This is a genomic window from Mesorhizobium sp. CA13, from assembly GCF_020165235.1.
Classification (GTDB): Bacteria; Pseudomonadota; Alphaproteobacteria; order Rhizobiales; family Rhizobiaceae; genus Mesorhizobium.
The window spans coordinates 1-26451 of the sequence record NZ_JAIUHS010000002.1; the positions used below are offsets into that span (position 1 = coordinate 1).

The window sequence follows — 26451 nt, forward strand, 5'->3', positions numbered from 1 at the left end:
GGCGGACGCCGCTACCGGCGGCGTCGGTGCACGTGCGGTACCGATCATGCTGGCGAATGGCTGCGCCGGCTGCCACACCATCACCGGTGTACCCGGTGCGGTAGGCCACGTCGGCCCGCGCCTGGACGCCAGTCTATCTGACAGGATCTATATTGGCGGCGTACTGGCCAACAATCCGGAGAACATGATCCGCTGGATACGGTCAGCAAGGGACATCAATCCGCACACCGCCATGCCTTCCACCGGCATCACCGAACAGCAAGCGCGTGACATCGCCGCCTATCTCTATGCTTTGAGATAGACCAGTCTTCGCCGCCTCGGCGGAACCACGGGCTGCGCCCAGGACCATAGCCGACGACGGGGAACAAAGCTGCCCGATTACGGTTTGGACAGCAGCCGGCGCAGTACAAATTCAGGTCCGCCGTGCTGCTGGGTCATAAGCCCCAGCCAAGAGCCCGCTTCCCCCTCCCTCAAGAGCGGGCTCTTTCCTTGTGGATCGGATGCGGAGCGATTAGGGGCGTGGACCGAGGCGACATGAAGCAACTTCTGTCAGATCTCGCCGCAATGGCCGAACCAGGCTTCTGGATCGCCTTGGGGCTTTTAGCCCTGCCTTACGTTGTGGGAGTAATCTTCCTGATCAAGACATGCCACTGCCTCTGATCGCCCAGCCTTCCGGTCGTACGGGCCTTATTACTTGCCAGCGCAAGGTGTGACCATCACGAACTGGGATCGTCGCCGAGGCCATCCGCGCCGCTCGAACACCCATAAGGTTGCCGACCACGCGTTGGAGGAATTGCTGGGGAAGCATGCATTGCCGCGGGCGGAGCTTTCCGGTCACATTTTGTCGGGGCGGATCCCACTCACACCGATGCGGCAGCCATCGAGTCCGAGGACACACTGGACAAGTCCTTCTGTTGCTGGCGGCGAAACCAATCCAGGGTGAGGCGCACACCCTCTTCAAGAGGTATTTGACAGGCCCAGCCGGGGATGATCCTGCGCGCTAGAGTTAAGTCCGGACAGCGGTTCGTCGGATCCTGGGGGATCGGATCAACATGCACGATTTTGGTGCCTGGCACCAAGCCCGCGACGTAACGGGCAACATCGACAACGGAAATCTCACGATCGTTCCCGATGTTCAGGGGACCAATATAACCATGCTCCTCCCCCCAGAAGAATTGCTCTAGGCCGTCCACGATATCGCTGACGTATCCCCAACTCCTCGACTGCAAGCCGTCGCCAAAAACGATTATAGGTTTGCCGAACAGCGCATTCGTGATGAAATTTGATACTGCACGTCCATCGTCAGGTCGTGTCCTCGGTCCGTAGACGTTGAACAATCTTGCAACTCGAATGTCGAGCCCGCTCAATCGGTTACTCTCAAAAAGCAGGGCCTCGGCGCAACGCTTGCTTTCGTCATACGATGAGCGCGGCCCCGTGCAATCAACGGAGCCCCTGTAGGTTTCCGGTTGCGGCGTCACCAGCGGATCGCCGTAAACCTCAGACGTGGACGTGAAACAGAAGCGGCCCCCGGCGCGAAGAAGGGCCAGAAGCCGCATAGTTCCTATTACGTTGGCCGAGATGGTTCTTACCGGATCTTGCATGTACCAAGGAGGCGAAGCAGGTGAGGCGAGATGATAGATCTCGTCAAAAAGGCTCCCCTGCTGAAAATCTTCAACAGCCACATCTACCACGACCAAGCGAGGGTCGGCGATATGATCTAAATTGGCACGCGTACCAGTCCAGAAATTGTCAACAGCAACAATTCGATTTATTTCTTGCCTTAACAACAGTCTATCAACCAGATGGGATCCGATGAACCCGGCTGCTCCCGCGACAAGAACACTTTTCATTTCCGACCCAAAGCTTTGCAGCTTGCTCAGGAGCTATGAACGCTGACTCGTCAAGCCGTCTGAATTGCCAATGAGATGTCACTCCTTCCACGCAATGATGGTTCGCGCAACGCGCATCGCCCGAACAACCCAAATCCGCGCAAATAGTACCACCCCATTGGACAATGGCACATCTTAAGGACCCTGTCACCAGCGGTGCAGTGCATACACTACACTGTAAAAACGACAGATTTCTGTAGCCTGACTATCTTCGATCTTCGATGGGCATAACATCACCACAGGTTCAATAGGGAAATATATCCTCGACAAACCCAGCACAGGTGGGAGAATAGCGGTAGAACTCAGACGGCCCGGGCAGGTGTTCGTTCGCATCCGGATCGAACATAAAGTCCCTCCGTCCGGTTGGACTTATCGAGCAACGGGGAATATGCGGCGCGATCTCGCGCCTCCGAAGGATCTGGTCGAGCATTATGGGCGGCTGCTATGCGCTCTCGAATGGTGAGGGTCGTGGAACGACAGGCACCATCAAAAGTGCTGATTGCACTGCGCGGAAATGTAGGCCTCAATGGGGCTGTCAAGGGAGGCGGACGCCATCATCGTGTCGGACCGGACAGGCGCACAATCAGCTGTCGTGACAATCATCGATCCGTCCCGCAAGCGAGGACTGTTCGAACCTTCCGAGCTTTGGCGATATCGGGAAGTTGTGTTCTTCCTGGCCTGGCGTGATTTCAAGGTCAAATACCGGCAGACTTATCTGGGCATCCTTTGGGCAATGCTGCAGCCGCTCGTTGCTATGTCGGTCTTCAGCATCTTCTTCGGCAAGCTCGCAGGCATTTCGTCCAACGGCGCGCCATACCCGCTATTTGTTCTGTGTGGGCTTGTGCCATGGAGTTTTTTTTCGCGAGCCGTCGCCAGCATGACGGGCAGCCTCGTCAGAAACCAGGAACTGGTGAAACGCGTCTATTTCCCGCGTCTGATCATTCCCATCTCCACGATGGCCTCATGCCTGACCGATATGCTCGTCGGCTTCGCTCTTTTGTTCGCCGCCATGCTGGCATTCGGAAGCTGGCCGGCACCACAAGCAGTCTTCTTGCCGCTGTTCGTGCTCGTAATGGCTGCGTCAGCGACTGGAGTGGGCGTGGCATTGTCGGCGATCAACGTTCGCTTTCGCGATGTGGGCTATCTGTTGCCGTTCAGCCTTCAGATACTTCTGTTCATGACGCCGATCGTCTATCCAGCCAATCTCGTCCCTCAATTGTGGCGGCCGCTCTATAGTCTAAACCCAATGGTTGGGACAGTCGAAGCCATCCGCTGGAGCGTACTGGGCACGCCTGCGGACTGGCTCATGATCTCGATATCAACGCTCTCCTCGTTAGCTCTTCTCGTTGCCGGACTGACTATCTTCTCAAAATCCGAACGCGCGTTTCCGGACCTGATCTGAGTGATGACCGACATCGTGATTCAGGCTGCCAATCTCTCCAAGGCGTATAGACTTGGTGTGGCGAACAACAGCTTCCCCACGCTGCGAGACGCGCTCGCCAGCAAAAGGCGGGGCCTCCGCGGGGAGGCCGATACAAGCCACCGCAAAGGTGCGGACGAGCCGTTCTGGGCATTGAAAAACGTCTCCTTCGAGGTGCACGCAGGCGAAGTCCTTGCCGTGATCGGTCCCAACGGTGCAGGAAAGAGCACCATTCTCAAGATACTGGCGAAGATCGTGGAGCCGACTTCCGGCCGCGCGACGATACGCGGACGGCTGGGAGCTTTGCTGGAGGTCGGCACGGGGTTCCATGCCGAACTGACCGGCCGTGAGAACATTTATCTCAACGGGGCCATACTCGGCATGCGGCGCGTCGAGATCAATTCCAAGCTTGACGAGATCGTGGATTTCTCCGGGGTCGAGCCGTTTCTCGATACGCCTGTGAAACGATACTCAAGCGGCATGTACTTGCGTCTGGCCTTCGCGATTGCCGCCCACGTCAATCCCGACATTTTGGTGGTCGATGAGGTTTTGGCTGTCGGCGATGCCACGTTCCAGAAGAAATGCATTGCCAAGGCAGCGAGCATCGCCGGGACAGGCCGCACCGTGCTGATCGTCAGTCACCAGATGCCGGTTCTGCAACGACTTTGCACCCGCGCAATCCTTATCGACGGTGGGATGATCCAGGCGGACGGCCCGACTCAGGACGTGGTCCGGGATTATCTCCAGACGCTTGAGGCCCGTGCAGGAACCGATCTGAGTGTGCGATCCACGCGCACCGGGCGCGGCCGCCTCCGTGTGGTCGGCATCGAAGTCTTCAATGAGATGGGCGCCGTCGCATCCGGGCAACCGGCAACTTTTCGGCTTCAGGTGGATGGGCCGCGCGAAACATTGCAGTGCCTTGTGACTATAATTGATGATCTCGGGGATCCTGTCACCTCATTTGATAGCCGGGAGCATTCCCTGCATGACCGTCAGGGCGAAGTCTACATGGTACATGTGGACAGCCTTATGCTGAGACCAGGGCGCTACAGGATTGACGTGGCGCTGGTGGCGGACGACAGGGTGGTCGAAGACCATGTCGAGACGGCCGCTGTGTTCGATGTCATGCCCGGTTTGCTCGACGATCGACCGGTCAGCGCCCAGCCTGGCTTTGGCAATGTCAGCTTCCCGCATCGATGGGTGGTCAGGAAGTGACGCCTGTTTTCACCTGGCCACGTGCGCAAGCTGTCGCCGAACCCTGCGCCGCTGCTTTGCTATCCACATCATGATCTTCAGGGCAAGCCGTTCGGATTTGCTTCCGATCGTTGCAGGCGTGACATAGGGCGCGCGTGCCAGCCGCAGCGCCAATTGAAGGCGGAAATCCCGCGTTCCACTTTCCATCACATGCTCCGCGATCCAGTCAAGAAAAGCGACGCGGGCGGGGTGTTTCCCCATCCGATCGTAGAGCCCTCGCTCAGTGGCAATCGCCGAGGCCGAACCGGAATGCTGCCGGTAACGTGCGAGAGTTACAGGAGTGATAAAGGCTGGGAATCGCAGGAATAGCTTTGCCCACAGAGCTTGGTCTTCATAGAGATCAAACTGCTCCTCAAAGCCACCAACCGTGCTAATCGCGCTTCTCCGCAAGAGCACGGAACAGGTGCACGGAACGTGGCCGTCCTGCATCAGCAGAAGCCGCCCCAGAAGCCTGGGGGGCTGATGCAAGCGTGCGGCAAGTCCGTCCGTCGGCTCGATCCAGTCGGAGCGCGCTCCATCCGGGTACCACCATTTGGTCGGCCCGAAAATCATTGCGGCATCCGGGTTTGCATCAGCTGCCGCCAGGACCGTCTCCAGCATATGCGGCTCGTACAAATCATCTGCATCCAGGAAGGCGAGAAAATCGCCGCAGCCGGCCGCTATTCCGGCGTTTCTCGCTGCCGCGGCGCCACGCTTGGATCCGGGAGGCCTGCGCAGCACTTTAATTCGGGGATCGGTTGCCGCGGCATCATTGGCGATCCTGACACTGTCGTCCGTCGAATTGTCGTCGACCAGCAAGAGCTCCCAATCCGCAACCGTCTGGGCTCGGACGCTGGCGATCGCTTCGCCCAGATTTGACGCCGCATTGAGGAAGGGGGTTATGATCGTCACCCGCGGCACGGAAGTCATCGCTGGAGCCGTCTCGCAATGCTTCGCTTGCTCGCCTTCCAGGTTTCGCGCGCGAGCACTCTCCAGATTGCGGAACGAATGCGGAAGGAGGCGCCCTGATCCGCCATCACCCCATTCAGCCATTTGAGAAACGTGATACGCACGGCTTCGTCAGTGCCTGCCCTGGCAGAAGCAGCAGAGCAGCTTTCGACGTGCTGGCGGTATCTCGCCCAGGTTCGGCCGGACACGTAGACGGGCGCGAATGCGAGCGCCTTCGCAAAGAATGTCTGGTCTTCGAACATCAGGCGAAAACTGTTTTCGAATCCCCCGAGGGTTGCGAACAAGCTCGAACGCATGAGGGCATTGCAAGTAGTCGGCGTCTGAGCCTGGTTCTGCAGCAGCAGCTCCAGCAGCACGGGCGGATCGTATCGGGCGTTTGGTTCGACTCCGAGCGGGTAATAGTAGTCCGCACGGCCAGCAGCCTCTTCCCAGCTGTGCCAGATCAGCGTCCGGCCGTAGATTAGGCCGAGCGCCGAATCGCTTTCCATGATGGAGACTTGTTCGGACAGCTTTTCGGGCAGCCATGTATCGTCTGCATCGAGAAACGCGACATAGTCGCCCCTCGCCTCGGCCAGCCCGCGGTTGCGCGACGCGCTAATACCATGATTGCCATTGTCGGGATGAGAGAGTAGTCGCACCTTGCCTGGCGAGCGCTGCGCATAGTCACGCACGATGACAGATGACCGGTCCGTCGAGCCATCGTCGACGACGAGGAGTTCCCAGTCGGTGAAGCTTTGACCTACAACGCTGTCAATAGCTTCCCGGAGATATCTCTCGCCGTTGAACACGACGATGATTGCCGTGACGCGCGGTTTTCCGCATGCATGGTCAGCCATGGCATAGCACCGTACGTCGGAACTCTATCTCACCCCAATCAGCGACCGTGACCCGCGGCAGTCGGAAGGGATCGACCCTGGGCCCAGCTTCACGCGGCAGGGTGGTTACTGCATAGTCCATGCCAGCAGATCTTACCGCTTTGGCGGTGCTGTCGTCGAAGTCTCCGAAGGGGTATGCGAATCCCGACACCCTCCGCCCTGTGATCTCTTCGCATCGTTGGCGGCTAGCGGAGATCTCGCGTTCAAGATTGTCCCGTTTCAGCAACGGCAGGGACGGATGCGTGCAGGTGTGGGCACCGATCGAAACGCCATCGGTGTCGGCGAGATGCCGCAGCTCCGAATGAGTCATGGCGCGGTCACGCCTTCGGGGGCTGGCGTCGGTTCCTGCCCATCTTGCCAGCTGCTGCAGCACCCTCCTCCGTTCGTGTACTCTCAACGGCTTCAGCAGTGCATGTAAGCCGAAATGGAGCGCCGTGCGACTGATGGCGAGATTCGATTTCGCGCGCGTGGCGTCCTCCGTCACGAGCCAATCATAGTTTCGGCCTGCGATCTGGATCGCCAGCCTCTCCGGGAGAGCAGGCGTCTCCAAAGTGATGCGCGACAGAATATCCCACCAGAACACTGAGGGATCGGTGAGCGCATGGGTGGTGACGAAGACGGTCACAGGAGCGTTCATGCGTAGCATGATCGGCACGGCATTTTGGACGACATCCGCATAACCGTCGTCAAAGGTGACTGCCGCAGCATTTCTCGGTGGCTTTCCGTCCCGAAGCCGTTGTGCCAGCCATTGCAGGGGAACAATATCGCGTGCCTCTGCCAGGGTTTCGATTTGGCGTGCGAAATTTTGTGGCGAGACCGAAAGTTCCCAAGGATCGACCAGCGGTTCTCCGACCCGGTGATACATCAGCACGAGCGGCCGATTGTAACCGGCAAGCAATCGGCCCCGTCGCAAGAGCTTGCTGAGAGTTTGACGCACTGTCACGCCGCTCATCGCCTGAAAGCGCGCGCGGCGACAATCACGGGGCAACATGGGTCATGCACATCGAGCATTGCCGAATTCAGCTCATGTTCTGCCAAGCCATAGAGAAACCCGGTAGCCGAATAGACGTTTCCATAGTGACGGACTTCGACATTCTGCGCCCCGAACCTGTCTGAGAGAAGCCGTCCCAGGGCCGCCGGGGTTATCGACCAGAACCAGCTCTCGCCCCATTCTCCTCGGTCAATCGGGCTTACCCAAGGCACCGTGACCAGGAGCACGCCTCCCGGTTTCAGCATCCGCCATAGGGTTGCAACCGCGGCAGGCATATTGAAAAGGAGATGAAGGGTCTGGGTGAGCACGATGCAGTCAAATGTTTCGGACGGCAGATCGTCGCCGTTGGCCAGATCGCCCACCAAGGTCGTCAACGGGTGACCTTCATATCGGTTTAGAACGTCGCTCCTGGCAACCCGATTGCCTCCGAAGCGGGTCGTATAGGCGCTGTCGCCGATCTCCAGAACCCTGCCGGATATGTTCAGCGAACATGATGCGAGGAAAGTCTCGACATAGCGGCGGTCCACCGGCTTGCCGCGATCAAAACCGAAATTTGTACTGAAGGGCAGCGGGCGGCTGAGGTCACCGAACCGGACGCCCGAGCGGCGCCGACTTGACCAACCCTTGAACCGCTGCTGCAGCATCATGGTGGTCTGCAAGGGCGCTGCGAGCGAAACGGCAATGGTGTTCAGGAGCTGACCGCCGAGCGAAGAACGGGATCGAACCGCTGTACTAAGCTGTCCCAGTTGCATGTGCGCATAGTAGCGTTTCCAATTTTCGACGCCCTGATGGTAGGCGGCCGTCCAGTCTGGATTGGCCTGCACAAGACTCCTCTGCCGGCCAAGGACTTTTAGCGCCGCGCGCAACATCATCGGATTGCTGTTGGACATATTCGTTGCGTGCCTGCGGTAATCTGCGAGACACGCCGGGCTGCATGCGGCCTTGTTTGCCCGGGACAGGCGAAGGTAGACGTCGTAATCCTCGCAAGCCCGCAGGGATCGGTCGAATCCGCCAGCGGCCTCCAATGTGCTACGGCGATAGAGCACCGTCGCATGCATTCCAATCAGGTTGCCGGTCAAGAATCCGGCATACGGGTCCTCTCCCACCGGCCTCAGCGGAACTGAATTCCTGACTGCGCCGGCCTCATCAATGTAGCAATAGGCTCCATAGACGAAGGCGCAATCCGGACTGTCATGGAACAAAGCAAGATTGGTGGCGAGCGCCGTCGGGCGCAGCCTGTCGTCGGCATCGAGGAACGCGATGAATTCGCCACGTGCTGCCTTCATTCCCGTGTTGCGGGCAGCGGCTAAACCCTGGTTTTTTTGGCGGATGTAGTGGACGTCGACATACCGGCGAACGACATTCTCGGGATTGTCCAACGAACCATCGTCCACAACGATGATCTCATCGGGCCGCACGCTCTGGTTCCGGACACTGTCGATCGCTTCCGCGAGAAATCGAGCATGGTTATAGGTCGTAATGACAACCGAGACACAGGCTGCGGCGGGTCTGGCGGTCATCTCTCGCCCACTTGGCTCCGCGCAGTCGGATAGCCGGCAAAGGTTAGCCATGCGACTGATCGCCGACATGCCTCCTCGAAGCCGACCACCGGTTGGTATCCGAGCTCGCGCTCGGCCTTGGCCGACGGGAGTTTCACCCGACACCGGTGCAACAGCGCACGTTCTTCAGATATCCTGATCTTTGGAGCCGTAGGCGGCTGATCGAGCCCTGACTTCCGCCACTCGGCATAGCCTACCTTTAGTCCACTGCGAACGGGTTTCGGGAGGCTTCGGACAAGCCGCTGGTATAGGTCGCCATCTCTCAGCCATTGTGTCCAGTTCGGTGTGAATGACAATGGCGCGGAAACCGAAATCGCAGCCAGGTCGACGCCCAATGCCTCGGCGATCGGGCGGCAAAGATCTGCCCAACTTATCCTTTCGCGGTCCCCGACCAGATAGGTTCGCCCAGCCGCCTCGGGCACTTCGATCGCAAGCTTGATCGCATGAACGACATTGTCGACATAAGCGCTGTTGCAGATGCCATGGCCGCCATCCACCAGATAGGCAGAGCCGTCGAGGAGATCGTTGGCAAAGCCCCCCGTCCAGCTGGAGCGCGGGCCAAAGACAATTCCGGGCCGCAGCACCACCACCTGGATTGCACCGTCCCGTGACAATTCTCCGAGACGACGTTCAGCACGAACCTTGGCATTGTTGTATTCGACCGTCTGGCAGTCGTGCAGCGCGCTCGTTTCGTCCGTCCCGGGCGGCGGCGATTGGCCGTGAACGGATGCGCTACTGAGGTAGACCAGGCGAACGACGCCCGCAGCGGCGGCGGCACGATAGACAGGCTCCACGGCATCGACGATCGTGCGAGTATCACCAGCAACTGCATGAACAACGGACTGACAGCCAAGAAGGGCCGCGGTAAGAGCAGGAACGTCATGCGCGTCCGCCACTCTTCCATCGATCGCAAAGCGAGACAGGCTGGCGAAAGCACTCGGCCTGCGAACGATCGGCCTCACCTCTGCCCAGCCGGAAAGATGCAGCAACTCCACGGTCCGGCAACCTATGAAGCCGTTGGCGCCAAGCACGGCAACAGTGCCGGTCATTGTCTGGTCTCGGCGGAAGCAATGACGTGGCGAAAGTCTTCTGCTCCGAGCCAAGGCATGTCCAGCCGTTTCCGTCTGGCATAGCATTCCTCGATTCGCTTGAGCACGTTGCGCCCCGCTGTGGCTGACCCGGAAAGGGGGATTCCATTTCGGACCGTGTCGACCAAGTCCGAAATCTGATCGCAGAACGCGTCGACGAAATCGCGCGATCCGCCGTCGGTGTTGGTGAAGGAGGCGGTGGCTGTCGTGCGGCATCCTTTCAAGGCGATCTCTACAAGCTCAGTCTCATTGACTGCCCAGGAAATCGAGCCACGTTCGCCCTCAAGACGGTAAAGGTTCGGACGAGCCCAATCACGGCTCAACCGGACCGTTGCCTCGAAGCCGCCAAAACCTAACCGGACAAGGCAGTTCGCCTCGACGCCGCCCATTGCGTCATCGGCGTAGTGGATTTCATGGGGCTCTCCGAACCACCAGGTCAGGAGGTCGAGGCAGTGCGTACCTATGTCCTGAAGCACGCCACCGCCGGATTCCGCGCGGCTGAAATAGCTCGTCGAAGCGACAGGCCACTGGAAAGGGCCACCCTCAAAACAACAAACACTTTGGATTTTTCCGATCAATCCGCCCTCGACCATGGCCTTTATCGATCGGATGGCAGGGAACTGCCTTCTGACGAGGCCTGTCGCCACATGTAGGTTGTTGGCTGCCGCTGCCGCGAGGATAAGATCCGCGTCGGAGCTGCTCGTGGCCATCGGCTTCTCGCATAGAACATGCATGCCGGCCCGCAACGCCTGCATCGACTGATCAAGATGGTATCGAGGCGGGGAAGCGATGATCGCCACATCGGCGCCCACAGCCAAAAGGCCGTCGAAACTGGCTGCAACCTTCGCTCCGGGCAGCCGCGCCTGTACGACCGCGGCGGATTTCGCTTCGGGATCAAAGATCCCTGCGACTGCGATCTGGCCTCTGCCTTGAAGGCGCGACAGCGCTTCCGCATAGTAGAGCTTCGTGACGGCGCCACATCCGGCCAAAACGAGACGGACAGGCTCACCTTGCCGCAGCCGTGCTGGCTGCCGTTGCACAGTTTCAATTTGGGCGGACAATCTCGCCTCCCTGCTTCGCAACGAGTCGCAGCATACGTCCAATTGTCTTGAGCGACGGATCGAGTTGGAAGGCTTCACTCATTTGCGCGAGGCATCCAGCCCAATCACCGGAGCCAAGCAGCCGCCGCCCGGTTTCGAGAGCGCTTTGCGAATAGGTCCGCCGAGCCGATGCGGCGACATCGTCCGCGAGGTCGCTTGGAAGATAGCTCTTGAAAATATCAATCGCCATTCGCGTGTAAGCCATGTCCCCGGCACTCCGGATATGGCGTCCTGTGTTCGATTGCGGGTGCATCCGATAAAGGGCAAGGGCTCGCGGTTCGTACCAGACGGGAAAACGAGAAGCGATGCGTATCCACATCTCCCAGTCTTCGCTGCATTTCAGCCGCCGGTCGAAGCCGCCGAGTTCTTCGTAGACCGCGCGTCGGACCGCGATGGACGGCGTCATGATGCGCTGTTCGAGCGCCAGTCGCACCACCGCATTCTCAAGCCGTCCGGAGATTGACTGCATTGCAGGTTCGATCGACAACTCCTGTCCATGGGCGTCCATGAAGACCGTCCGGCAGAACGCCGCTCCTACTCTCGGGTCCGCATCGAAACCCCGACCGAGCAATTCGTAGAATCCTGGTCGGACGGCATCGTCGCCGTGCAGAAGATGGACAAGTTCCCCCTGGGCTCGGTTCAGGCAGGTGTGGAAGTTGCCGATATGGCCGAGGTTTTGGGGCTGGCGGAAAAAGCCGACACGCCTTCCCCCGATTTCGTTCACGACTTTTTGCGGATCGTCGGACGAACAATCGTCAACCACTTCGATCTGCATATGAGCCGGGTCAGGGGCTTGCGCGAGCACGCTTTGCAGCGTTGAGGCAAGAAAGCGAGCGCTATTATAGACGGGGATCATCACCGACCACTTCGGACGAACAGCCGCCTGTGGCAAGGACGGGACCGGATCCCGATTCTCGAAGTTGCGGAAAGCCGTCATCTCCCGAGCACCGAGGATTTCAGCAGGAGCAGTGCCAACCGCGCGATATCGCGTTTCGGCACGTTGTTTCCGCCACTGCCGCTTCGCAGCAATCGCAGGAAGCACGATCTGGCCGACGGCAAGTCACCTTCGTTCAGATACTGCTTCGACCATTCGTAAAAGTAGCGGGAACAGCCGCCACGGGCAAACTGTGCCCCACGGGCATCCATGACATTCGCCATTCGCCGGTAGAATCCCTCGATCGCATCAAGCCTGAGCGGGCCTGGCAGCGCCGATACAAGCCCACCCGGGTGCAGACGATAGATACCTGCCACCTCGTCGACAAAAGCGAGGTCTGCTGTCTTTGCGCAATGGACATACAGCGGCCAGTCAGTAATCGGAAAGAAATCTGCATACCACGATGGTACATCCCGAACGCACGCCGTTCGCATCATACCGCCGCAAGTGGCGAAGGGATTGCCTTCCCAGATCTCCCTTTGTGTGATTAAGGGCTTCTGATCACGTGGCGTCCACCGCCACGACGTGATCTCGTCGCCGTGCGCCACGAGCGCATTGTAAAATATGGCCGAGAGCTCAGGATGCGCGTCAAGATGGGCCACCTGATCTCGCAGCTTGGTCTTGGATGTCCACAGGTCGTCGCCATCAAGGATCGAGACATAGCGCCCGCGCGCAACCCGGAGTCCTCTCGCAACGACCTCGTTGGATCTCAAATTGCTGCCAGAATAGATCGCCGATAGTCTTTCGCGATAATCGGATACATACCGCTCGACGATCTCCCGGGTACCGTCCGTCGAAAAATCTTCGCTGATCAGGATCTCAACACCGAATTCCGTGTCTTGCATGAGAACGCTGTCGATCGCTGCCGCTACGTAGCGTGCGTGATTGTAGGTGACAATGAGGACGGTCACACTGACCGTCGGTTCATTCACCGTCCGCTCCAAAACGCATTCTGCCCCCTGGGCCAAGTTGCGACCCGATGACGACTGCTCTTTCGACAGCAGCAGCTTCTTCATTCCAAGCCTCGAAGCAGAAACAGGCTGTCTGAGTCGCCGCCCTCCTGGGGCGCTGCAAAGGTTCCTCGTTCGGGATGCTGCGCCAAATAGCCTCCGCAGGGTCCAAGTTTGCTGTCCATTACAGCCAGATTGTTGAGCAAGGCGCGGTAATCGGTATTCTCGCCCCGATCAAAAAACTCATCGACAGCGTAGTCCCAGAACGATTTCCCGATCCCCGAGCTGCGGCCTTCGCGTTCCAGCTTGGTTCCTTGCTTCGCCTTGCGCCGGAAAATGGCAAGCGTCGCACCGGCGACTTTCGCGAACTGCGAGGGCGATCGCCAGAGCACCCTGGCGAAGTTCATGGCGACGGCAGCAAAGCGGCGCCTTTTAAGCCCGAGCCTGGCGATCTCGACATCGTTACGGAACATCACATCCGATAGGATCGGGCTCACCACCTCGGTGCAGCGAGCAAAGAGGCTCTCGAGCACCATCCGACGCGAGATGAGCATTCGGACGAAATCTTGCGACATAGCCCCTGGCGTTCGGCGGTATCCGACCAAGTGCTCCATGACGACATCGAACCGGTATTTCGAGGCGATACTCAATTGGAGGAAGAAGTCCTCACAACCCTCCGCACCGTTTTCGCGCAGTCGCGAGGAATAGCCGCCCATTTCGAGCAAGACATCGCGCCGGAACATTGCCGAACTTCCGTGACCGATAAAGTTCTGTCCGAGATGCTGCATGAATACCCATCCGTGCGGGTGCGTGCGCTTAGGCGTAATGATCGCCCTATCATCGGCATCAATCGTCCGGTAAAGCGTATAGACAAGCCCGACATCATTGCCTGCTGCAGCGAAAACACGCAGCTGCTTTTCGAGTTTGGTTGGGTGCCAGAGATCGTCGGCGTCTATAGGCGCTATGTAGATGCCCTTGCTTGCACGTATCCCCGTATTCCGCGCCGACGCGACGCCGCTGTTCTTCTGTTGGAGCAACTTGATACGCGGATCGTCATTAGATAGTCGGCGGACGATTGATGCAGTTTCATCAATCGAACCGTCGTCAACGACTATTATCTCGATGTTTCTGTAGGTCTGGTTTGTCACCGACGCCAAGGTGCGTTCGATGAATTGTTCTGCGTTGTAGGCGGGGATAATAACGGCCACAAATGCGTGAGTAGGACATTGTGAGTTGCTCGTAGAACAGCTCTCCCTAGTGCGGCCACTTCCCTTCACTGTCACCGGGCCTCTGAGCTCTGCATGTACTGCTAAACGGTCGCTGTCCGGCTCATTAACATTTTGGGCCACGCACACTGGACGGCCCCTCGCCCAGCCTTCTTAGGTGGCCGATCCATTCTCTTTGTGCGACAGCCCATAGCGTATTTTCCTTTCGCCCCTGGCGGCTTGGGGTTGAAACTCACGCAATAGCCCGCCCCGCCCGCTGGCTAAGTGACCCCAAAATGATCGCACCCATGCGTAGAGCCGCCCACGCAGAGTGGCGGATCCGAGAATATCTGCCGTTCCTGCAATCTATGCCCCTGGATGGCGAGTAGATAGATCGTCAAAAGCGGTATCCGATAAGGAAAATTCGCGACCGTTTCGGGGTACCCGCGAGAATAAAACGGTCTCATTGCTGAGCGCGTACACGAATGTCACGAACTGACTGAATCGCACCCAAAACTGTGGAAATTCGCCTTCCATCTGGGAGTGCGCCCGTCGGGAAGATTTCTGATGACCCACGAAAACCGCTCTCGACGCCATCCGATCTAACTTTATCGCGGCTTCGAGCCCACTGCCTGGGCAAAGAAATAATAGATGAAAAATCAGTGACGTAGTTGTGTAGTTGGTGGGCCCGGAGGGACTCGAACCCCCAACCAAGCGGTTATGAGCCGCCGGCTCTAACCATTGAGCTACAGGCCCCACGCGGGCTGGATTAATGTTTTTCGCATCGCGACACAAGGCTTTCCGGGACCGCTGGTCACGATCGTCCAAATCAGCCCATAATCGCGCCATAAGGAGCCGCGTGCGCCCGGCTGGGCGCGGATATGCTTACCCGAGGAGATTTTCATGACCAGACCTCTTTTGCCCCTCGCACTCGCCGCCGCCATCGCCTTTCCGGCGCTGGCAGCGGCCGCTGAGTCGCCGACACCGCCCCGTATCGTGGTGTCGGGCGAAGGGGCGGCGACTGTAGCGCCCGACCTGGCGGTCCTGACGCTCAGCGTCATGCGCGAAGCCAAGACGGCGCGCGCCGCACTGGATGCCAACAACGACGCCATGGCCGCCGTGATCGCCGCGATGAAGTCGGCCGGCATCAAGGACCGCGACCTCCAGACCGCGGGCATCCAGATCAATCCGCGCTATAACTACACAAACAAGCCCGACGGCGGCCAGGAGGCCGAATTGATTGCCTACCAGGTAACCAACACGCTGTCGGTGCGCGTGCGCGACGTCGACAAGACCGGTGAGATCCTCGACAAGGCGGTGTCGCTGGGCGTCAACCAGGGCGGCGGCATCGTCTTCACCAACGACAATCCGGCTGCCACCGTCACCGAAGCGCGCAAAAAGGCGGTGGCCGACGCCATGGCCAAGGCCAAGACGCTGGCGGAAGCCGCCGGCGTCAGCATAGGCCGGGTGATCGAAATCACTGACCAGAATATCGCGCCGCCACCGATGCCGATCAACGCCAAGGCCTTCGACGCGGCCGTCGGTGCGGCTCCGGTGCAGGCCGGCGAGAACGTCTACAATGTCCAGGTCACCGTTACCTTCGAACTGAAATAAGCGCCTTCGAGGGTCCATGGCCGAGCCCGGCCCTGAACCGTCCGCCGTGGTGCATGAAAAACCCCGCGGGATCGCTCCCGCGGGGTTTTGGAGCCGCATTCTTCCCGAAGGAAAACGGCTCCACTACTCCAGACCGACCTTCGCAGAAGGTCGTGTCTGCCGACTGACCCCGCAGAGGATCATGCCGCTACCAACCCTCGCAGAAGGTTGCGCCTTAGAGGCTCAACGGTTGATGATCGGGCAACCACGCTCATTGGCGAACACGATGACCACGCGGTCGCCATACTGGCGGCCCATCACCTTGACCGTGCGGCGGCTGACATCGACGATGCGGGCACGGTGCAGCCCCATGCGTTCGGCCTTATTCAGGGCCCAGTCGGGCGAACAGCCGCGGCGCCAGTCGCGGCGTTCATCGCGGCGGTGGCGATAGCCGTCATCGCCGGCATAGACGCCGAAGCGCGGATCGTTGTTGTTGCCGAAGCCCAGGTAAAGGCTGTCGGCATGGGCGGGAATGGCCGCCAGCGGGCCGAGGCCGACGAGTGCCGAAAGGGCTGCCGTTTTCACCGTGTTGAACATGGTCTTCTCTCCTTGTTGCGGGCTATCGCCCGTCCTCTTGAAATCTATGATGGGAGAATGCACCCGCCTGTCTGAACTATTTACGAACCCGCCGTTCATCGGCGGTTCATGTGGCGGAAAAAGGAAGCTTCTGCCGGTTTTCCAACGATGTGCCCCAAACGTCTCGCAGGTTCCTGGTCCTGCGCGCCCTTGCGGACACCGGCCTTATGGCTCGTCATCCCGATGCGAGCTTATGGCTCGTCATCGAGCATATAGTCGAAATAATCGTCCGGCTCGGCCAGGTCCGTCTCGCTGGCCTTGACCCGACCGCGCATCGACATGCCGGCCTCATGCACCGTCTCGGCACTGCCCGACACCAGCCGGTGCCACCAGTAGAGATCGCGCCCCTCCGCGACCAGCCGATAGGCGCAGGTGCTGGGCAGCCAGCTGATGGTGCGTACATTTTGCGGCGTCAGCCCGACGCAATCGGGAACGCGCGCCAGCCGGTTGTGATAGTCCGAACAGCGGCACGTCTGCGCGTCGAACAGGCGGCAGCCGACACTGGTCCAGTAGATGTCGCCAGTATCCTCGTCCTCGAGCTTCGAGAGGCAGCATTTGCCGCAGCCGTCGCAGAGCGATTCCCACTCGGCCGGGCTCATTGCTTCCAGCGTCTTTGTTTTCCAGAACGGCGTTTCCATCCCCGGCATGTGGCCCCAGCCGCTGCGAAGGTCAAGCAGGGCAAGGGCTGGAATGGGGCGGCAACCCCGTCGAAAGACATGAAGTTGCCTTCAAAAGGCCGGCCAATCGCCCCGTACGGTCCCTAACCATGAGCTGCCGGAACCAATTTCGTTAAAATCGGTTTCGGCAAGGATGGGACCCCACAAGGAGAAATTTCGATGAAACGCCAACCACGGATTCTGGCAGGCACGGCACTCGGCCTGCTGATGGCATCCGCGCCGTTGGGCGCATCCCCGCTTCAGGGAAGTGCCGCGTTCGGCCCCATGCGAGACAGCGCAATGCCGCTGGTCCTGGCCCAGGACACCCAGACTGACGCACAGCAGAGCGACCAGGAACTGCCACGCAAGAAGAAGCGCGATCAGCAACAACAGCAGACCGAACAGGCACCCGCACAGCAGGCCGCGCCAGCCGCCGAGGAACAACAGCCACGTAGGAAGAAGCGCGACCAGCAGCAGGTCGAGCAGGCGCCCGCCGGTGAAGCCGCGCCCGCCGTCGAGGAACAGCAGCCGCGCAGGAAGAAGCGCGATCAGCACCAACAGACCGAACAGGCACCCGCACAGCAGCCCGCGCCAGCCGCCGAGGAACAACAGCCACGTAGGAAGAAGCGCGACCAGCAGCAGGTCGAGCAGGCGCCAGCCGGTGAAGCCGCGCCCGCCGTCGAGGAACAGCAGCCGCGCAGGAAAAAGCGCGACCAGCAACAGCAGACCGAGCAGGCGCCAGCCGGTGAGGCAGCACCCGCCACCGAGGAACAGCAACCGCGCAGGAAGAAGCGCGACCAGCAACAGCAGACCGAACAGGCACCGGCCGAACAGGCGCCGGCGGCCCAAACGGAACCTGCCAACGACAACCAGCGTAAGAAGCGCAAACAGGACCAGCAGGCCGAGCCCAGCGCCGTGCCGACACCGAAGGAAGCACCTGCCGCCGAGGCACCCAAGACCGAACCGACACCGTCAGGCGAGCGGCCGGCAGCCCAGGGCGAACAACCCCAGGACAAGAGGAAAAAGAACGGCAGGCAACCGGCTGGCGAGCAGCCGGCCACGGGTGAACAGCCCGCTACCGGCAAGGCCGCGCCTGTCCAGGGGCAAAACCCCGAGCAGGCCGAGACGCCCGCCGACAAGAACGCTGCCCCCATTCTCGACAGCCAGAAGGATGCCCGGCGCCGCGGCCGCGGCGAGAACGGCCAGGCCAGCAGGAACCCCGCCAACCAGAATGGCGAGCAGCAGAATGACGAGCAGCAGAATGGCGGGCAAAACGCCCAGCAGGGCGGTGCTCAGGGCCGCCAGCCCGCGGTCGCTCCTGTCGACCAGGGCCCGCCTCCGACCGACGATAGAGCTGCCCAGCAGGAGATCAAACCGGAAAAAATCGTTCCGGTCACGGAGGAGAAGGGCAAACGCCTCGAGCGCGCGCCGGACGAGAACATCCGCGACCGCCGCCGCCCCAAGGGTGTCGACGTGCTCAAGGAGATCGGCGATCGGGTCATCATCCAGCTCAACGATCAGACATACGTTCAGAGCAGTGACCGGCCGCGCCTGACCCGCGGCGCCAGAGATGTCTACTATGAGGATCTGTCGCAAGGCCGCACGCGCGAGACGGTCGAGCGCGACAACGGCGTGCAGATCGTCACCATCCGCAACCGCTACGGCGACATCATCCAGCGGTCGCGCATCATGCCCGACGGCCATGAGTATGTGTTGAGCTATGTCGACGAACGAAGCTACGACGACGATAATGATTGGCGCGATCCGGGCGACGACCTGCCACCGATGCGGCTGACCATTCCGCGCCGGGACTACATCCTCGATTCCGAAGAGGTCGAAAGCCCTGACGACTACTACACCTTCCTCGAGCAGCCGCCGGTGGAGAAGGTGCAGCGCCTCTATTCGATCAACGAGGTCAAGCGTTCCGCACGGGTGCGCGACATCGCCCGACGCATCGATCTTGACACGCTGAACTTCGAATTCGGCTCCTCCTCCATCTCCGACACCGAGGTGCAGAAGCTCGAGGGTGTCGCCACGGCCATGGAGAAGCTGTTGAAGAAGAACCCGGCCGAGACCTTCCTGATCGAAGGCCACACCGACGCTGTCGGCACACCGGAGGCGAACCTCGCTCTGTCGGACCGCCGCGCCGAAGCGGTGGCCGAAGCGCTGACCAACGCCTTCGGCATACCGCCTGAAAACCTGACCACGCAGGGCTATGGCGAGGAATATCTGAAGGTCGACACCTCAGGCCCCAACCGCGAGAACCGGCGGGTCGCCATCCGCCGCATCACCTCGCTGGTGGCGCCGGTGGCGAGCAACAACTGACCATGGTCGGGAAAGCTGGAAACCGGCTTTCGGAAAAGATCATGATCCATCAAATGTCTGCATTTCCAGACGCTTGAGCGGGCTTCTGGAATCAGATCGGTAAAAGGCCCATCCCGGCGAAACCGGGATGGGCGAGATCGTGGGCAACGGCCCAAGTTCAACAAGAATTGTCCTGGCGTCAGATCCCGGTCATTGAATCGCGGGGTAGCCTACCCCAGATTCAGGATCGGGCGTTCCCTGCCCCGTCCCGACTCCAGCGGGACGCACTGAGCCCCGCCGGCCCTCTCCGGCGGGGCTTTTTGCTCAGAGCAGCTCCAGGAAAGTCTGGAACCGAGTTCCATCCGGAATTGCGCCTCGAGACATCTTTTAGAAAGCCGTCCTGATCTTCGTGCCGGAATTGGCAAACACCTCGTCCGGGACAAAAAAATCGCCGGCCAGCGGCCCGGCCGCACCCGGCGCATAGACCGAAAAATCGCTGATCCCCTCGGCGCGCAGCACTTCCTCGTCGATGTAGAAATTGCCGGTCGCGTCGCGCGATGGCCGCATGAAGATGGCATGCGCGGCATCGGCCATGATGTCCGGGGAACGGCTCATCGCGGCCACCGTCGCGCCGCCCAGCAGATTGCGCACGGCCGCGGTATCGATGGTCGAGATCGGCCACAGCGAATTGACCGCGATGCCGTCTTTGGCGAACTCCGCGCTCATGCCCAGCGTGCACATGGACATGCCGAACTTGGCCATTGTGTAGGCGACATGGTTCTTGAACCACTTGGCCTTCATGTCGAGCGGCGGCGCCAGATTCAGGATATGAGGATTCCCGGCCAACTTCAGGTGCGGAATGCACATTTTGGAAACGAGAAACGTGCCGCGCGTGTTGATCTGGTGCATCAGGTCGTAACGCTTCATGTCGGTTTCCAGCGTGCCAGTGAGCTGGATGGCGCTGGCATTGTTGACGCAGATATCGATGCCGCCGAATTTTTCGACCGTCTTGGACACCGCTTCGGCCACTTGCGCCTCCTCGCGAATGTCGCACAGGACCGGCAGCGCCTTGCCGCCGGCTTGCTCGATCTCTTCAGCGGCGGTGTAGATCGTGCCCGGCAGCTTCGGATGCGGTTCGGCGGTCTTGGCCGCGATCGTCACATTGGCTCCGTCGCGCGCGGCGCGCAAAGCGATCGCCAGCCCGATGCCGCGCGACCCGCCGGAGATGAACAGCGTCTTTCCCTTGAGCGACATTTTTCCTCCGCTTGCTTGTCTCGGAGCGCGATCCTTGCCTGTGGCGGTCCCGGATACAAGAGCTTGCGGCAGCGGACGATGGTGACGCTGCGGACGATAGTGCGAGCTGATCGGAAAACTGTTGGATTGGCAGACTGGCGCGCGAACTCGCACGGCGTCCCTGAAAGCCATGCCGTTCCTGTTCAGAGGTGATAATTTCCGACTGACCGACGTCGAGCGGCGGTGTGATCGATATCAGACCAGCACCAGCCCCTGCCGCATCGCAATGGCGATGGCGTCCGTCCGGTTAGCGGCGCCGAGCTTGATCAGGATCGCGGCGACATGGAACTTCGCCGTGTGAACGGAAATGTCGAGCCGGCGCGCGATCACCTTGTTGGGCGCGCCTTCGGCCAGAAGCGCCAGCACTTCCGCTTCTCGCGGCGACAGCGCCGGGCGGGCGGCATGCTCGTCGGGATGCTCCTCGTCGAAAAGGCCGTCGCCGCCAATATCGCCGCCGTGGAAATCGTCGCGGCGGCCAGGAACGGATCCGCTGTCGCCAAAGACGCGGTAGCCGGCCGCCGCCAGCCTGGCGGCGGCCGCAATCAGCATTGCATCCGCCGCCGTCGGCAGCACGGCGAACACCTGCCCCTGCGGCCGTGCCGGGCCGGCCTGCGAAGACAACAGCACCCGCGCGGTCGCGGCGGGAACGGCGTCGCCCTTCCCTGTTCCCGCACCCGTGGGGCCGGCGGTGTCGTCGACGATGGCGACATCGACCGCTTCGCTGCTGCCCGGCGTCACCGGCAGCAGATCGTCGGTCGCGGCAAGCGACGCGGACAGGCGCTCGGCGCGCGCGGCGTCACCGAGCGCGATCAGCACGACCAGCTGCCGCTCGCCGGTGCCACTTCCCGTCATCTCGCCTGTCGCGATCGCGTCCATTAATCCTCTCAGCTGAGCGGCTTTTCGCCGATCGTCAGCGCCACGTCTCGCGGTTCTCCGCCGCGCACGACGCCGAGCGTAACCGAAGCGCCGGCGCTGTCGGGCCCGAGCCTGCGGATCAGCTCGCGCGGGCCGCTCACCGCCTCGCCGTTCCACGCGACGATGATGTCGCCGAGGGAAAGGCCGGCGGCCTTGGCCGGGCCGTTGTCGTCAAGGCTCATGACGATGGCGCCGCGAGCCTCACCGTCGCGGATCGGATGCAGACCGGCGCCGAGATAGCCGCGGGCGACATGGCCTTTCTCTCGCAGCGTGGCGACCGCCCGCTCGATGGTCTCGTAAGGCATGACCAGCGCGCGGCCGCGCGGCCCGAACAACAACATGCCGATCAGCGCGCCCTTGGCATCGAGCACCGGGCCGCCCTCGAAACGGCTGCCGGCGCCCACCGCCAGGTTGATGCGCCGGTCGATGGTGCCGCCGCGCATCGAGCGCCAGGCCGGGCCGACTTCGCCGACCGAGCCTGAAACCGCCAGCGCCGAACCCCGGCTGTTGCCGATGGCGACGGCAATATTGCCGGGCCGCACCGCATCCGCCTTGGCCAACGGCGCGGCATTGACGGCACCGGCCGGCTTGAGCAGGGCGACGCCAGTCGAGGGATCGCGGCCGACAAGATCGGCCTTCACCGTCTCGCCCGAAGCCAGCGTCAGCTCGATCTCCTCGCCGGCCTCGACGGCTTCCTCGGCGGCAACGAAGTAACCGTCTCGCCAATGGAAAGCGCTCGCTGTGCGATGATGGTGCGTGGTGAAGCTCGCGGTCGCCGGTGCAGCCTTTGCCGCCAGATCGGCGATGGCTTCCGAAAAGGCACTTAGATTGAATTCGCTCATAACGGTCTCCTGGGTTCATCCATGCCCCAGATATCGCGCGGCAGCGCGCTTGGAGATACTCGCCTGACGGCTAGTCGGCCGGGTGACTGGCCATCTGGTCAGGTCGCGGCGGATGAAACCGCTCCGCACATATAGTCATCGTTGCGCCTGAAAACATGGAGCCCGCCAATGGCCGTCGCTGCCGCCAAATTCCAATCCGACGACGCGCTGCTCGACGCCTATTCGACGACGGTAGCCGACGCTGTCGACCGCATCGGCCCGGCCGTCTGCCGCATCGAGCGTATCGGTGGTCAGGGCGGGCATGGTTCGGGCTTCGTCATTGCGCATGACGGGCTCGTCGTCACCAACTTCCACGTCGTCGGCGATGCCAGAACGGTGCGCGTGTCGATGCCTGACGGCGCCTCCAGCGAAGGCCGCGTGCTCGGCCGCGATCCCGATACCGACATCGCGCTGGTGCGTGCCGACGGCAGCTTTGCCGATGTCGCGCCGCTGGGCGATTCCAAGCGCCTGCGGCGCGGTCAGATCGCCATTGCTATCGGCAACCCGCTCGGCTTCGAATGGACCGTCACCTCGGGCGTCGTCTCGGCGCTCGGCCGCTCGATGCGCGCTTCCACCGGGCGGCTGATCGACGATGTCATCCAGACCGACGCCGCGCTCAACCCCGGCAATTCCGGCGGACCGCTGGTGTCCTCGGCGGGCGAGGTGATCGGCGTCAACACCGCCATGATCCATGGCGCGCAAGGCATTGCCTTTGCCGTCGCCTCCAACACCGCCAATTTCGTCATTTCGGAGATCATCCGTTTCGGCCGCGTCCGCCGCGCCTTCATCGGGGTGTCGGCCGACACCGTCAACCTACCCCGTCGCGCGGCCCTTCTGTCACAAGTATCGAGCAAGACGGCGGTTCGGCTGCGCAGCGTCGAGAAGGAAGGCCCTGCGGCCAGGGCCGGCCTCCGGGAAGGCGATATCGTCGCCGCGATAGACGGCCGACCGGTCACCGGCGTCGACGACCTGGTGCGTTTGCTCGACGCCGAGCGGATCGGCCGCGAGACGCGGTGCACGGTCGTGCGCCGCACCGGTGTCAGCCAGGTGACGGTGATTCCAGTGGCAAGGGCTGGTTGAGGATTGCTACTCAGGCGCTCGCTGCACCTTGCGCATACTGCGCCAGGAATTCCTCGCTCGGCGGGATCGGCTTGATGACATCGATCAGGACGCCGCTGGGGTCCCTGGTGATGAAATGGCGCTGGCCGAAAGGCTCGTCGCGCAGGGACCTAAGGATGGGCAGGCCGGCGGCTGTGATCCGCTCGTAGACCGCATCGGGATCACGGACTTCGAAGTTGATCAGCAGGCCCGAGCTCCGACCCCTTCCCTCTTCCGGGATCGTCTCATGGTCGCCTTGCACGATGCCGAGATTGACGCGCTTGCTCTCCACCGATTGCAGATGCACGTACCAGTCGCTCGTAAACAGCGGCCGGAAGCCGAAATGCTCGACATAGAACGCCGCTGTGCCGGCAACGTCCCCGGTCATCAGCACCGGATAATAGCTGGTCGTCTTCATCTTTCCTTCTCCCGTCAAGCAACATACAGTCTGCATGTAAATTGAATTAACATACAGGCTGCATGTATGCAACAGAGATCAGCGCGCCGTTCCAACCGTGACCGCACCGAGGCGACACGAGCCGATCTGATCGCCGCAGCGCGAAAACTGTTCATCGAAAGATCCTACGCCGAGACCGGCACGCCGGAGATCGTCGCCGCAGCCGGCGTGACGCGGGGGGCGCTCTACCACCACTTCTCCGACAAGCAGGCGCTGTTTGGCGCCGTCGTCGAGCAGGAGGCAGAGGCGGTGGCGCGGGAGATCGAAGGCGCCGCGCCGCCTTCGCTCAATGCCCGCGACGCGCTCATTGCCGGCTCCGACGCCTATCTTGCCGCCATGCGCGCCCCCGGCCGCACGCGGCTTCTGCTGCTCGACGGCCCGGCCGTGCTCGGCCGCGCCGAAATGGACGCCATCGACAACCGCCATGGCAACCGTTCTCTGCGCGAAGGGCTGGTCGCGGCGATGCGGGCGCGGACGGTGAAGAAGCTTCCGGCCGAAGCCACGACCGCCCTGCTCGCCGCCGCCTTCGACCGCGCGGCGCTTGCCATCGAGGCGGGTGGTTCGGCAGAAGACTACCGTGCCGTGCTCATGGCGCTGATCGATGGGTTGTCCCGCGCCTGACCCGAGGCTCCTCGCCTGATGTAACGCCGGGCAAAAGTTTGAATCAAAACTGCGCGTTGGAAATTTCCGGCTCTTCATCCGGCACTTCGCCCGGCTCGAACTCGTTGAAGCAGCCGAGCTGACGCTTGAACTGCTCGATCAGCCAGGCCGCCGCCGGCTTCGGGCTGCGGTCGGCGCGATGCATGGCATAGAGCGGCGAGCGCACCTCGCTGAACGGTTCCAGGTCGAGTTCCACCAGCCGGCCGCTGGCCAGATCATCGGCGATCAGCCAGCGCGGCAGCCCGCCCCAGCCTAGCCCGTCGCGCATCAGCGTGTGCTTGGTGCGCACATCCGTCAGCCGCCATGTGCGATACGCGAAGACACCATAGTCGCGCCCCTTGGTGCGCTCGGACTGGTCGGTGACGACAAGCTGCGTATGTTCGCGCGCATCCTCGATCGCCACCGGTTTGGGTAGCAGCGCCAGCGGGTGGCTGGGCGCGGCAGCCAACACTATCGACATGAAGCCTATGCGCACCAGGTGGACGTCGACATCGCCCAGCAGGCCGCCGATGCCGAGATCGGCCTGGCCACCGACAACATGATCGGGGATAAGGCCGAGCGTGCCGATATGCAGACGCAGCATCACGGTCGGAAACTGCGCTTCGAACGCCTTGAGCACCCGCACCAGCACAGGTGAAGGCAACGCCGCATCGACCGACAGTGCCACTTCGGCCTCCAGCCCGTGATGATGGCCGTCGACGCGCGAGCGGATACGCTGCAGCACGCCGACCATCCGCCGCGCATCTTCCAGCATCGCGCGGCCGATCTCGGTCAGTTGTGGCTCCCGCGTGCCCTCGCGCTCGAACAGCTTCAGCCCGAGTTGCGCCTCGAGATTGGCGATGCCGTAGCTGATGACGGATTGCGCCCGGTTGAGCTTGCGGCCGGCGGCGGAAAAACTTCCGGTATCGGCAACAGCCACGAGGATCTGAAGCTGGTCGAGTGTCGGGTTAGGCTGCATCATTGTATCTAATTCATGGATGGATCGTATAGAAAATATACCAGTTTATCTGATGGGTCGAAAGCCCATATGCAGCGGGACAACGCAATTCCACTGGAGAGACCCGCCATGTCCATTCTTCTCGTCACGTCGAGCCCGCGCGGCGCTGCCTCGCACTCGACCCGTATCGCCACCGAACTCGCTCAGAAGCTGCTCGCCGCCGATCCGACGAACACGCTTGTCGTGCGCGACCTCGTCGCCAACCCGCTGCCGCATATCGACAACGATTATGCGACCGGCATCTACACGCCGGCCGAATCCCGCACGCCGCGCCAGGCCGAAGTGGTCGGCGTCTCCGACGCAGTGCTGGACGAACTGTTCGCCGCCGACACGGTGATCCTGGCCACCGGCTTCATCAACTTCAACATCTCCTCGACGCTGAAGTCCTGGGTCGACCATGTCGCCCGTTCCGGCAAAACCTTTGCTTACGGCGAGAGCGGCCCGAAAGGCCTCGTCACCGGCAAGAAGGTCTATATTGTGCTCGCTTCCGGCGGCATCTATTCGGAAGGCGCTGCCGTCCAGTTCGATCACGCGATTCCTTACCTGCGCAGCGTGCTCGGCTTCATCGGGATGACCGATATCGATGTCATCCGCATCGAGGGCGTCGCCAAAGGTCCTGAGGCGGTCACCGAAGCGCTCGCCAAGGCGACCGCCAAGGTCGATGCCGTGGTGGCTGCGAGCCGGGACGTCGCGGCTGCGGCCTGAAGTACCCATCCTCGTCGCTATCAAAGGCAGGCGTCCGCGCCTG

At 61.4% G+C, this 26451-nt stretch carries 25 protein-coding genes and 1 tRNA gene; 8 read left to right on the top strand and 18 right to left on the bottom strand.

Annotated elements, in window-relative coordinates:
* On the top strand, positions 1–301 hold a 301-nt coding region (locus LB566_RS05495), incomplete at its 5' end, for a c-type cytochrome (protein ID WP_224623647.1).
* Positions 302–860: 559 nt separating this feature from the next.
* On the opposite strand, the gene LB566_RS05500 is transcribed toward LB566_RS05495, so the two are convergent.
* Positions 861–1850, bottom strand: a complete 990-nt coding sequence (locus LB566_RS05500; RefSeq protein ID WP_224623648.1) for an NAD-dependent epimerase/dehydratase family protein — start codon at positions 1848–1850, stop codon at positions 861–863.
* 565 nt (positions 1851–2415) lie between these two features.
* Between LB566_RS05500 and LB566_RS05505 the strand changes: the two genes are divergently transcribed.
* Both LB566_RS05505 and LB566_RS05510 read left to right on the top strand, forming a co-directional pair.
* On the top strand, positions 2416–3291 hold the full coding sequence (locus LB566_RS05505) for an ABC transporter permease (protein ID WP_140517471.1): 876 nt from the start codon (positions 2416–2418) through the stop codon (positions 3289–3291).
* 3 nt (positions 3292–3294) lie between these two features.
* Positions 3295–4524 (top strand): ABC transporter ATP-binding protein, encoded by a 1230-nt coding sequence (locus LB566_RS05510; RefSeq protein ID WP_224623649.1) that lies wholly within the window; start codon positions 3295–3297, stop codon positions 4522–4524.
* A 9-nt stretch (positions 4525–4533) separates the two neighbouring features.
* On the opposite strand, the gene LB566_RS05515 is transcribed toward LB566_RS05510, so the two are convergent.
* From LB566_RS05515 to LB566_RS05560, 10 genes are all read right to left on the bottom strand, one after another.
* Positions 4534–5472: a glycosyltransferase gene (locus LB566_RS05515; RefSeq protein WP_224623650.1), complete on the bottom strand. Its 939-nt coding sequence runs from the start codon at positions 5470–5472 to the stop codon at positions 4534–4536.
* Entirely contained in the window at positions 5469–6347 is an 879-nt protein-coding gene (locus LB566_RS05520) for a glycosyltransferase family 2 protein (protein ID WP_224623651.1), read from the bottom strand. The genes LB566_RS05515 and LB566_RS05520 overlap by 4 nt, the downstream gene beginning before the upstream one ends.
* Positions 6340–7338 carry a polysaccharide deacetylase family protein gene (locus LB566_RS05525; RefSeq protein WP_224623652.1) on the bottom strand — a complete coding sequence of 333 codons (999 nt, stop codon included), beginning with the start codon at positions 7336–7338 and terminating at the stop codon, positions 6340–6342. Before LB566_RS05525 ends, LB566_RS05520 begins: the two co-directional genes overlap by 8 nt.
* Positions 7335–8897, bottom strand: a complete 1563-nt coding sequence (locus tag LB566_RS05530) for a glycosyltransferase (RefSeq protein ID WP_224623653.1) — start codon at positions 8895–8897, stop codon at positions 7335–7337. Before LB566_RS05530 ends, LB566_RS05525 begins: the two co-directional genes overlap by 4 nt.
* Complete coding sequence (locus LB566_RS05535; protein WP_224623654.1) at positions 8894–9985, bottom strand: NAD-dependent epimerase/dehydratase family protein; 1092 nt, start codon at positions 9983–9985, stop codon at positions 8894–8896. Before LB566_RS05535 ends, LB566_RS05530 begins: the two co-directional genes overlap by 4 nt.
* Positions 9982–11085 carry a Gfo/Idh/MocA family protein gene (locus LB566_RS05540; protein WP_224623655.1) on the bottom strand — a complete coding sequence of 368 codons (1104 nt, stop codon included), beginning with the start codon at positions 11083–11085 and terminating at the stop codon, positions 9982–9984. The genes LB566_RS05535 and LB566_RS05540 overlap by 4 nt, the downstream gene beginning before the upstream one ends.
* Positions 11069–12061: a glycosyltransferase family 2 protein gene (locus tag LB566_RS05545; RefSeq protein WP_224623656.1), complete on the bottom strand. Its 993-nt coding sequence runs from the start codon at positions 12059–12061 to the stop codon at positions 11069–11071. The genes LB566_RS05540 and LB566_RS05545 overlap by 17 nt, the downstream gene beginning before the upstream one ends.
* Positions 12058–13074 carry a glycosyltransferase family 2 protein gene (locus tag LB566_RS05550; RefSeq protein WP_224623657.1) on the bottom strand — a complete coding sequence of 339 codons (1017 nt, stop codon included), beginning with the start codon at positions 13072–13074 and terminating at the stop codon, positions 12058–12060. Before LB566_RS05550 ends, LB566_RS05545 begins: the two co-directional genes overlap by 4 nt.
* Positions 13071–14216 carry a glycosyltransferase family 2 protein gene (locus LB566_RS05555; RefSeq protein ID WP_224623658.1) on the bottom strand — a complete coding sequence of 382 codons (1146 nt, stop codon included), beginning with the start codon at positions 14214–14216 and terminating at the stop codon, positions 13071–13073. Before LB566_RS05555 ends, LB566_RS05550 begins: the two co-directional genes overlap by 4 nt.
* Positions 14217–14893: 677 nt before the next feature.
* Positions 14894–14969, bottom strand: a tRNA-Ile gene (locus tag LB566_RS05560).
* Between the two features lie 147 nt (positions 14970–15116).
* Between LB566_RS05560 and LB566_RS05565 the strand changes: the two genes are divergently transcribed.
* Positions 15117–15827 carry an SIMPL domain-containing protein gene (locus tag LB566_RS05565; RefSeq protein ID WP_140549984.1) on the top strand — a complete coding sequence of 237 codons (711 nt, stop codon included), beginning with the start codon at positions 15117–15119 and terminating at the stop codon, positions 15825–15827.
* A 222-nt stretch (positions 15828–16049) separates the two neighbouring features.
* On the opposite strand, the gene LB566_RS05570 is transcribed toward LB566_RS05565, so the two are convergent.
* Both LB566_RS05570 and LB566_RS05575 read right to left on the bottom strand, forming a co-directional pair.
* On the bottom strand, positions 16050–16403 hold the full coding sequence (locus tag LB566_RS05570; protein WP_224623659.1) for a hypothetical protein: 354 nt from the start codon (positions 16401–16403) through the stop codon (positions 16050–16052).
* A 230-nt stretch (positions 16404–16633) separates the two neighbouring features.
* The gene (locus tag LB566_RS05575) at positions 16634–17080 is read right to left on the bottom strand and encodes a YcgN family cysteine cluster protein (RefSeq protein ID WP_140550023.1); all 447 of its coding nucleotides are present in this window, start codon (positions 17078–17080) and stop codon (positions 16634–16636) included.
* Positions 17081–17278: 198 nt separating this feature from the next.
* Between LB566_RS05575 and LB566_RS30475 the strand changes: the two genes are divergently transcribed.
* The gene (locus tag LB566_RS30475; protein WP_411910459.1) at positions 17279–19423 is read left to right on the top strand and encodes an OmpA family protein; all 2145 of its coding nucleotides are present in this window, start codon (positions 17279–17281) and stop codon (positions 19421–19423) included.
* Between the two features lie 366 nt (positions 19424–19789).
* Here the strand turns inward: LB566_RS30475 and LB566_RS05590 are convergent, their stop codons facing one another.
* The 3 genes from LB566_RS05590 to LB566_RS05600 all read right to left on the bottom strand — a co-directional run bounded on the left by LB566_RS05590 (position 19790) and on the right by LB566_RS05600 (position 22452).
* Positions 19790–20656, bottom strand: coding sequence for an SDR family oxidoreductase (locus LB566_RS05590; RefSeq protein WP_224623662.1), 867 nt, complete (start codon positions 20654–20656; stop codon positions 19790–19792).
* A gap of 234 nt (positions 20657–20890) precedes the next feature.
* On the bottom strand, positions 20891–21571 hold the full coding sequence (locus tag LB566_RS05595) for a helix-turn-helix transcriptional regulator (RefSeq protein ID WP_224623663.1): 681 nt from the start codon (positions 21569–21571) through the stop codon (positions 20891–20893).
* Positions 21572–21579: 8 nt separating this feature from the next.
* The gene (locus tag LB566_RS05600) at positions 21580–22452 is read right to left on the bottom strand and encodes a S1C family serine protease (protein WP_224623664.1); all 873 of its coding nucleotides are present in this window, start codon (positions 22450–22452) and stop codon (positions 21580–21582) included.
* A gap of 168 nt (positions 22453–22620) precedes the next feature.
* Between LB566_RS05600 and LB566_RS05605 the strand changes: the two genes are divergently transcribed.
* Entirely contained in the window at positions 22621–23571 is a 951-nt protein-coding gene (locus tag LB566_RS05605) for a S1C family serine protease (protein ID WP_224623665.1), read from the top strand.
* 10 nt (positions 23572–23581) lie between these two features.
* Here LB566_RS05605 and LB566_RS05610 read toward each other — a convergent pair whose 3' ends face one another.
* Complete coding sequence (locus tag LB566_RS05610) at positions 23582–24007, bottom strand: VOC family protein (RefSeq protein ID WP_224623666.1); 426 nt, start codon at positions 24005–24007, stop codon at positions 23582–23584.
* 66 nt (positions 24008–24073) lie between these two features.
* On the opposite strand from LB566_RS05610, the gene LB566_RS05615 reads away from it, so the two are divergent.
* Positions 24074–24667: a TetR/AcrR family transcriptional regulator gene (locus tag LB566_RS05615; RefSeq protein ID WP_224623667.1), complete on the top strand. Its 594-nt coding sequence runs from the start codon at positions 24074–24076 to the stop codon at positions 24665–24667.
* A gap of 43 nt (positions 24668–24710) precedes the next feature.
* Here LB566_RS05615 and LB566_RS05620 read toward each other — a convergent pair whose 3' ends face one another.
* A complete protein-coding gene (locus LB566_RS05620; RefSeq protein ID WP_224624101.1) occupies positions 24711–25664 on the bottom strand; it encodes a LysR family transcriptional regulator in 954 nt (317 codons plus the stop codon).
* A 108-nt stretch (positions 25665–25772) separates the two neighbouring features.
* On the opposite strand from LB566_RS05620, the gene LB566_RS05625 reads away from it, so the two are divergent.
* Positions 25773–26408, top strand: coding sequence for an FMN-dependent NADH-azoreductase (locus tag LB566_RS05625; RefSeq protein WP_224623668.1), 636 nt, complete (start codon positions 25773–25775; stop codon positions 26406–26408).
* Positions 26409–26451: the final 43 nt, after the last annotated feature.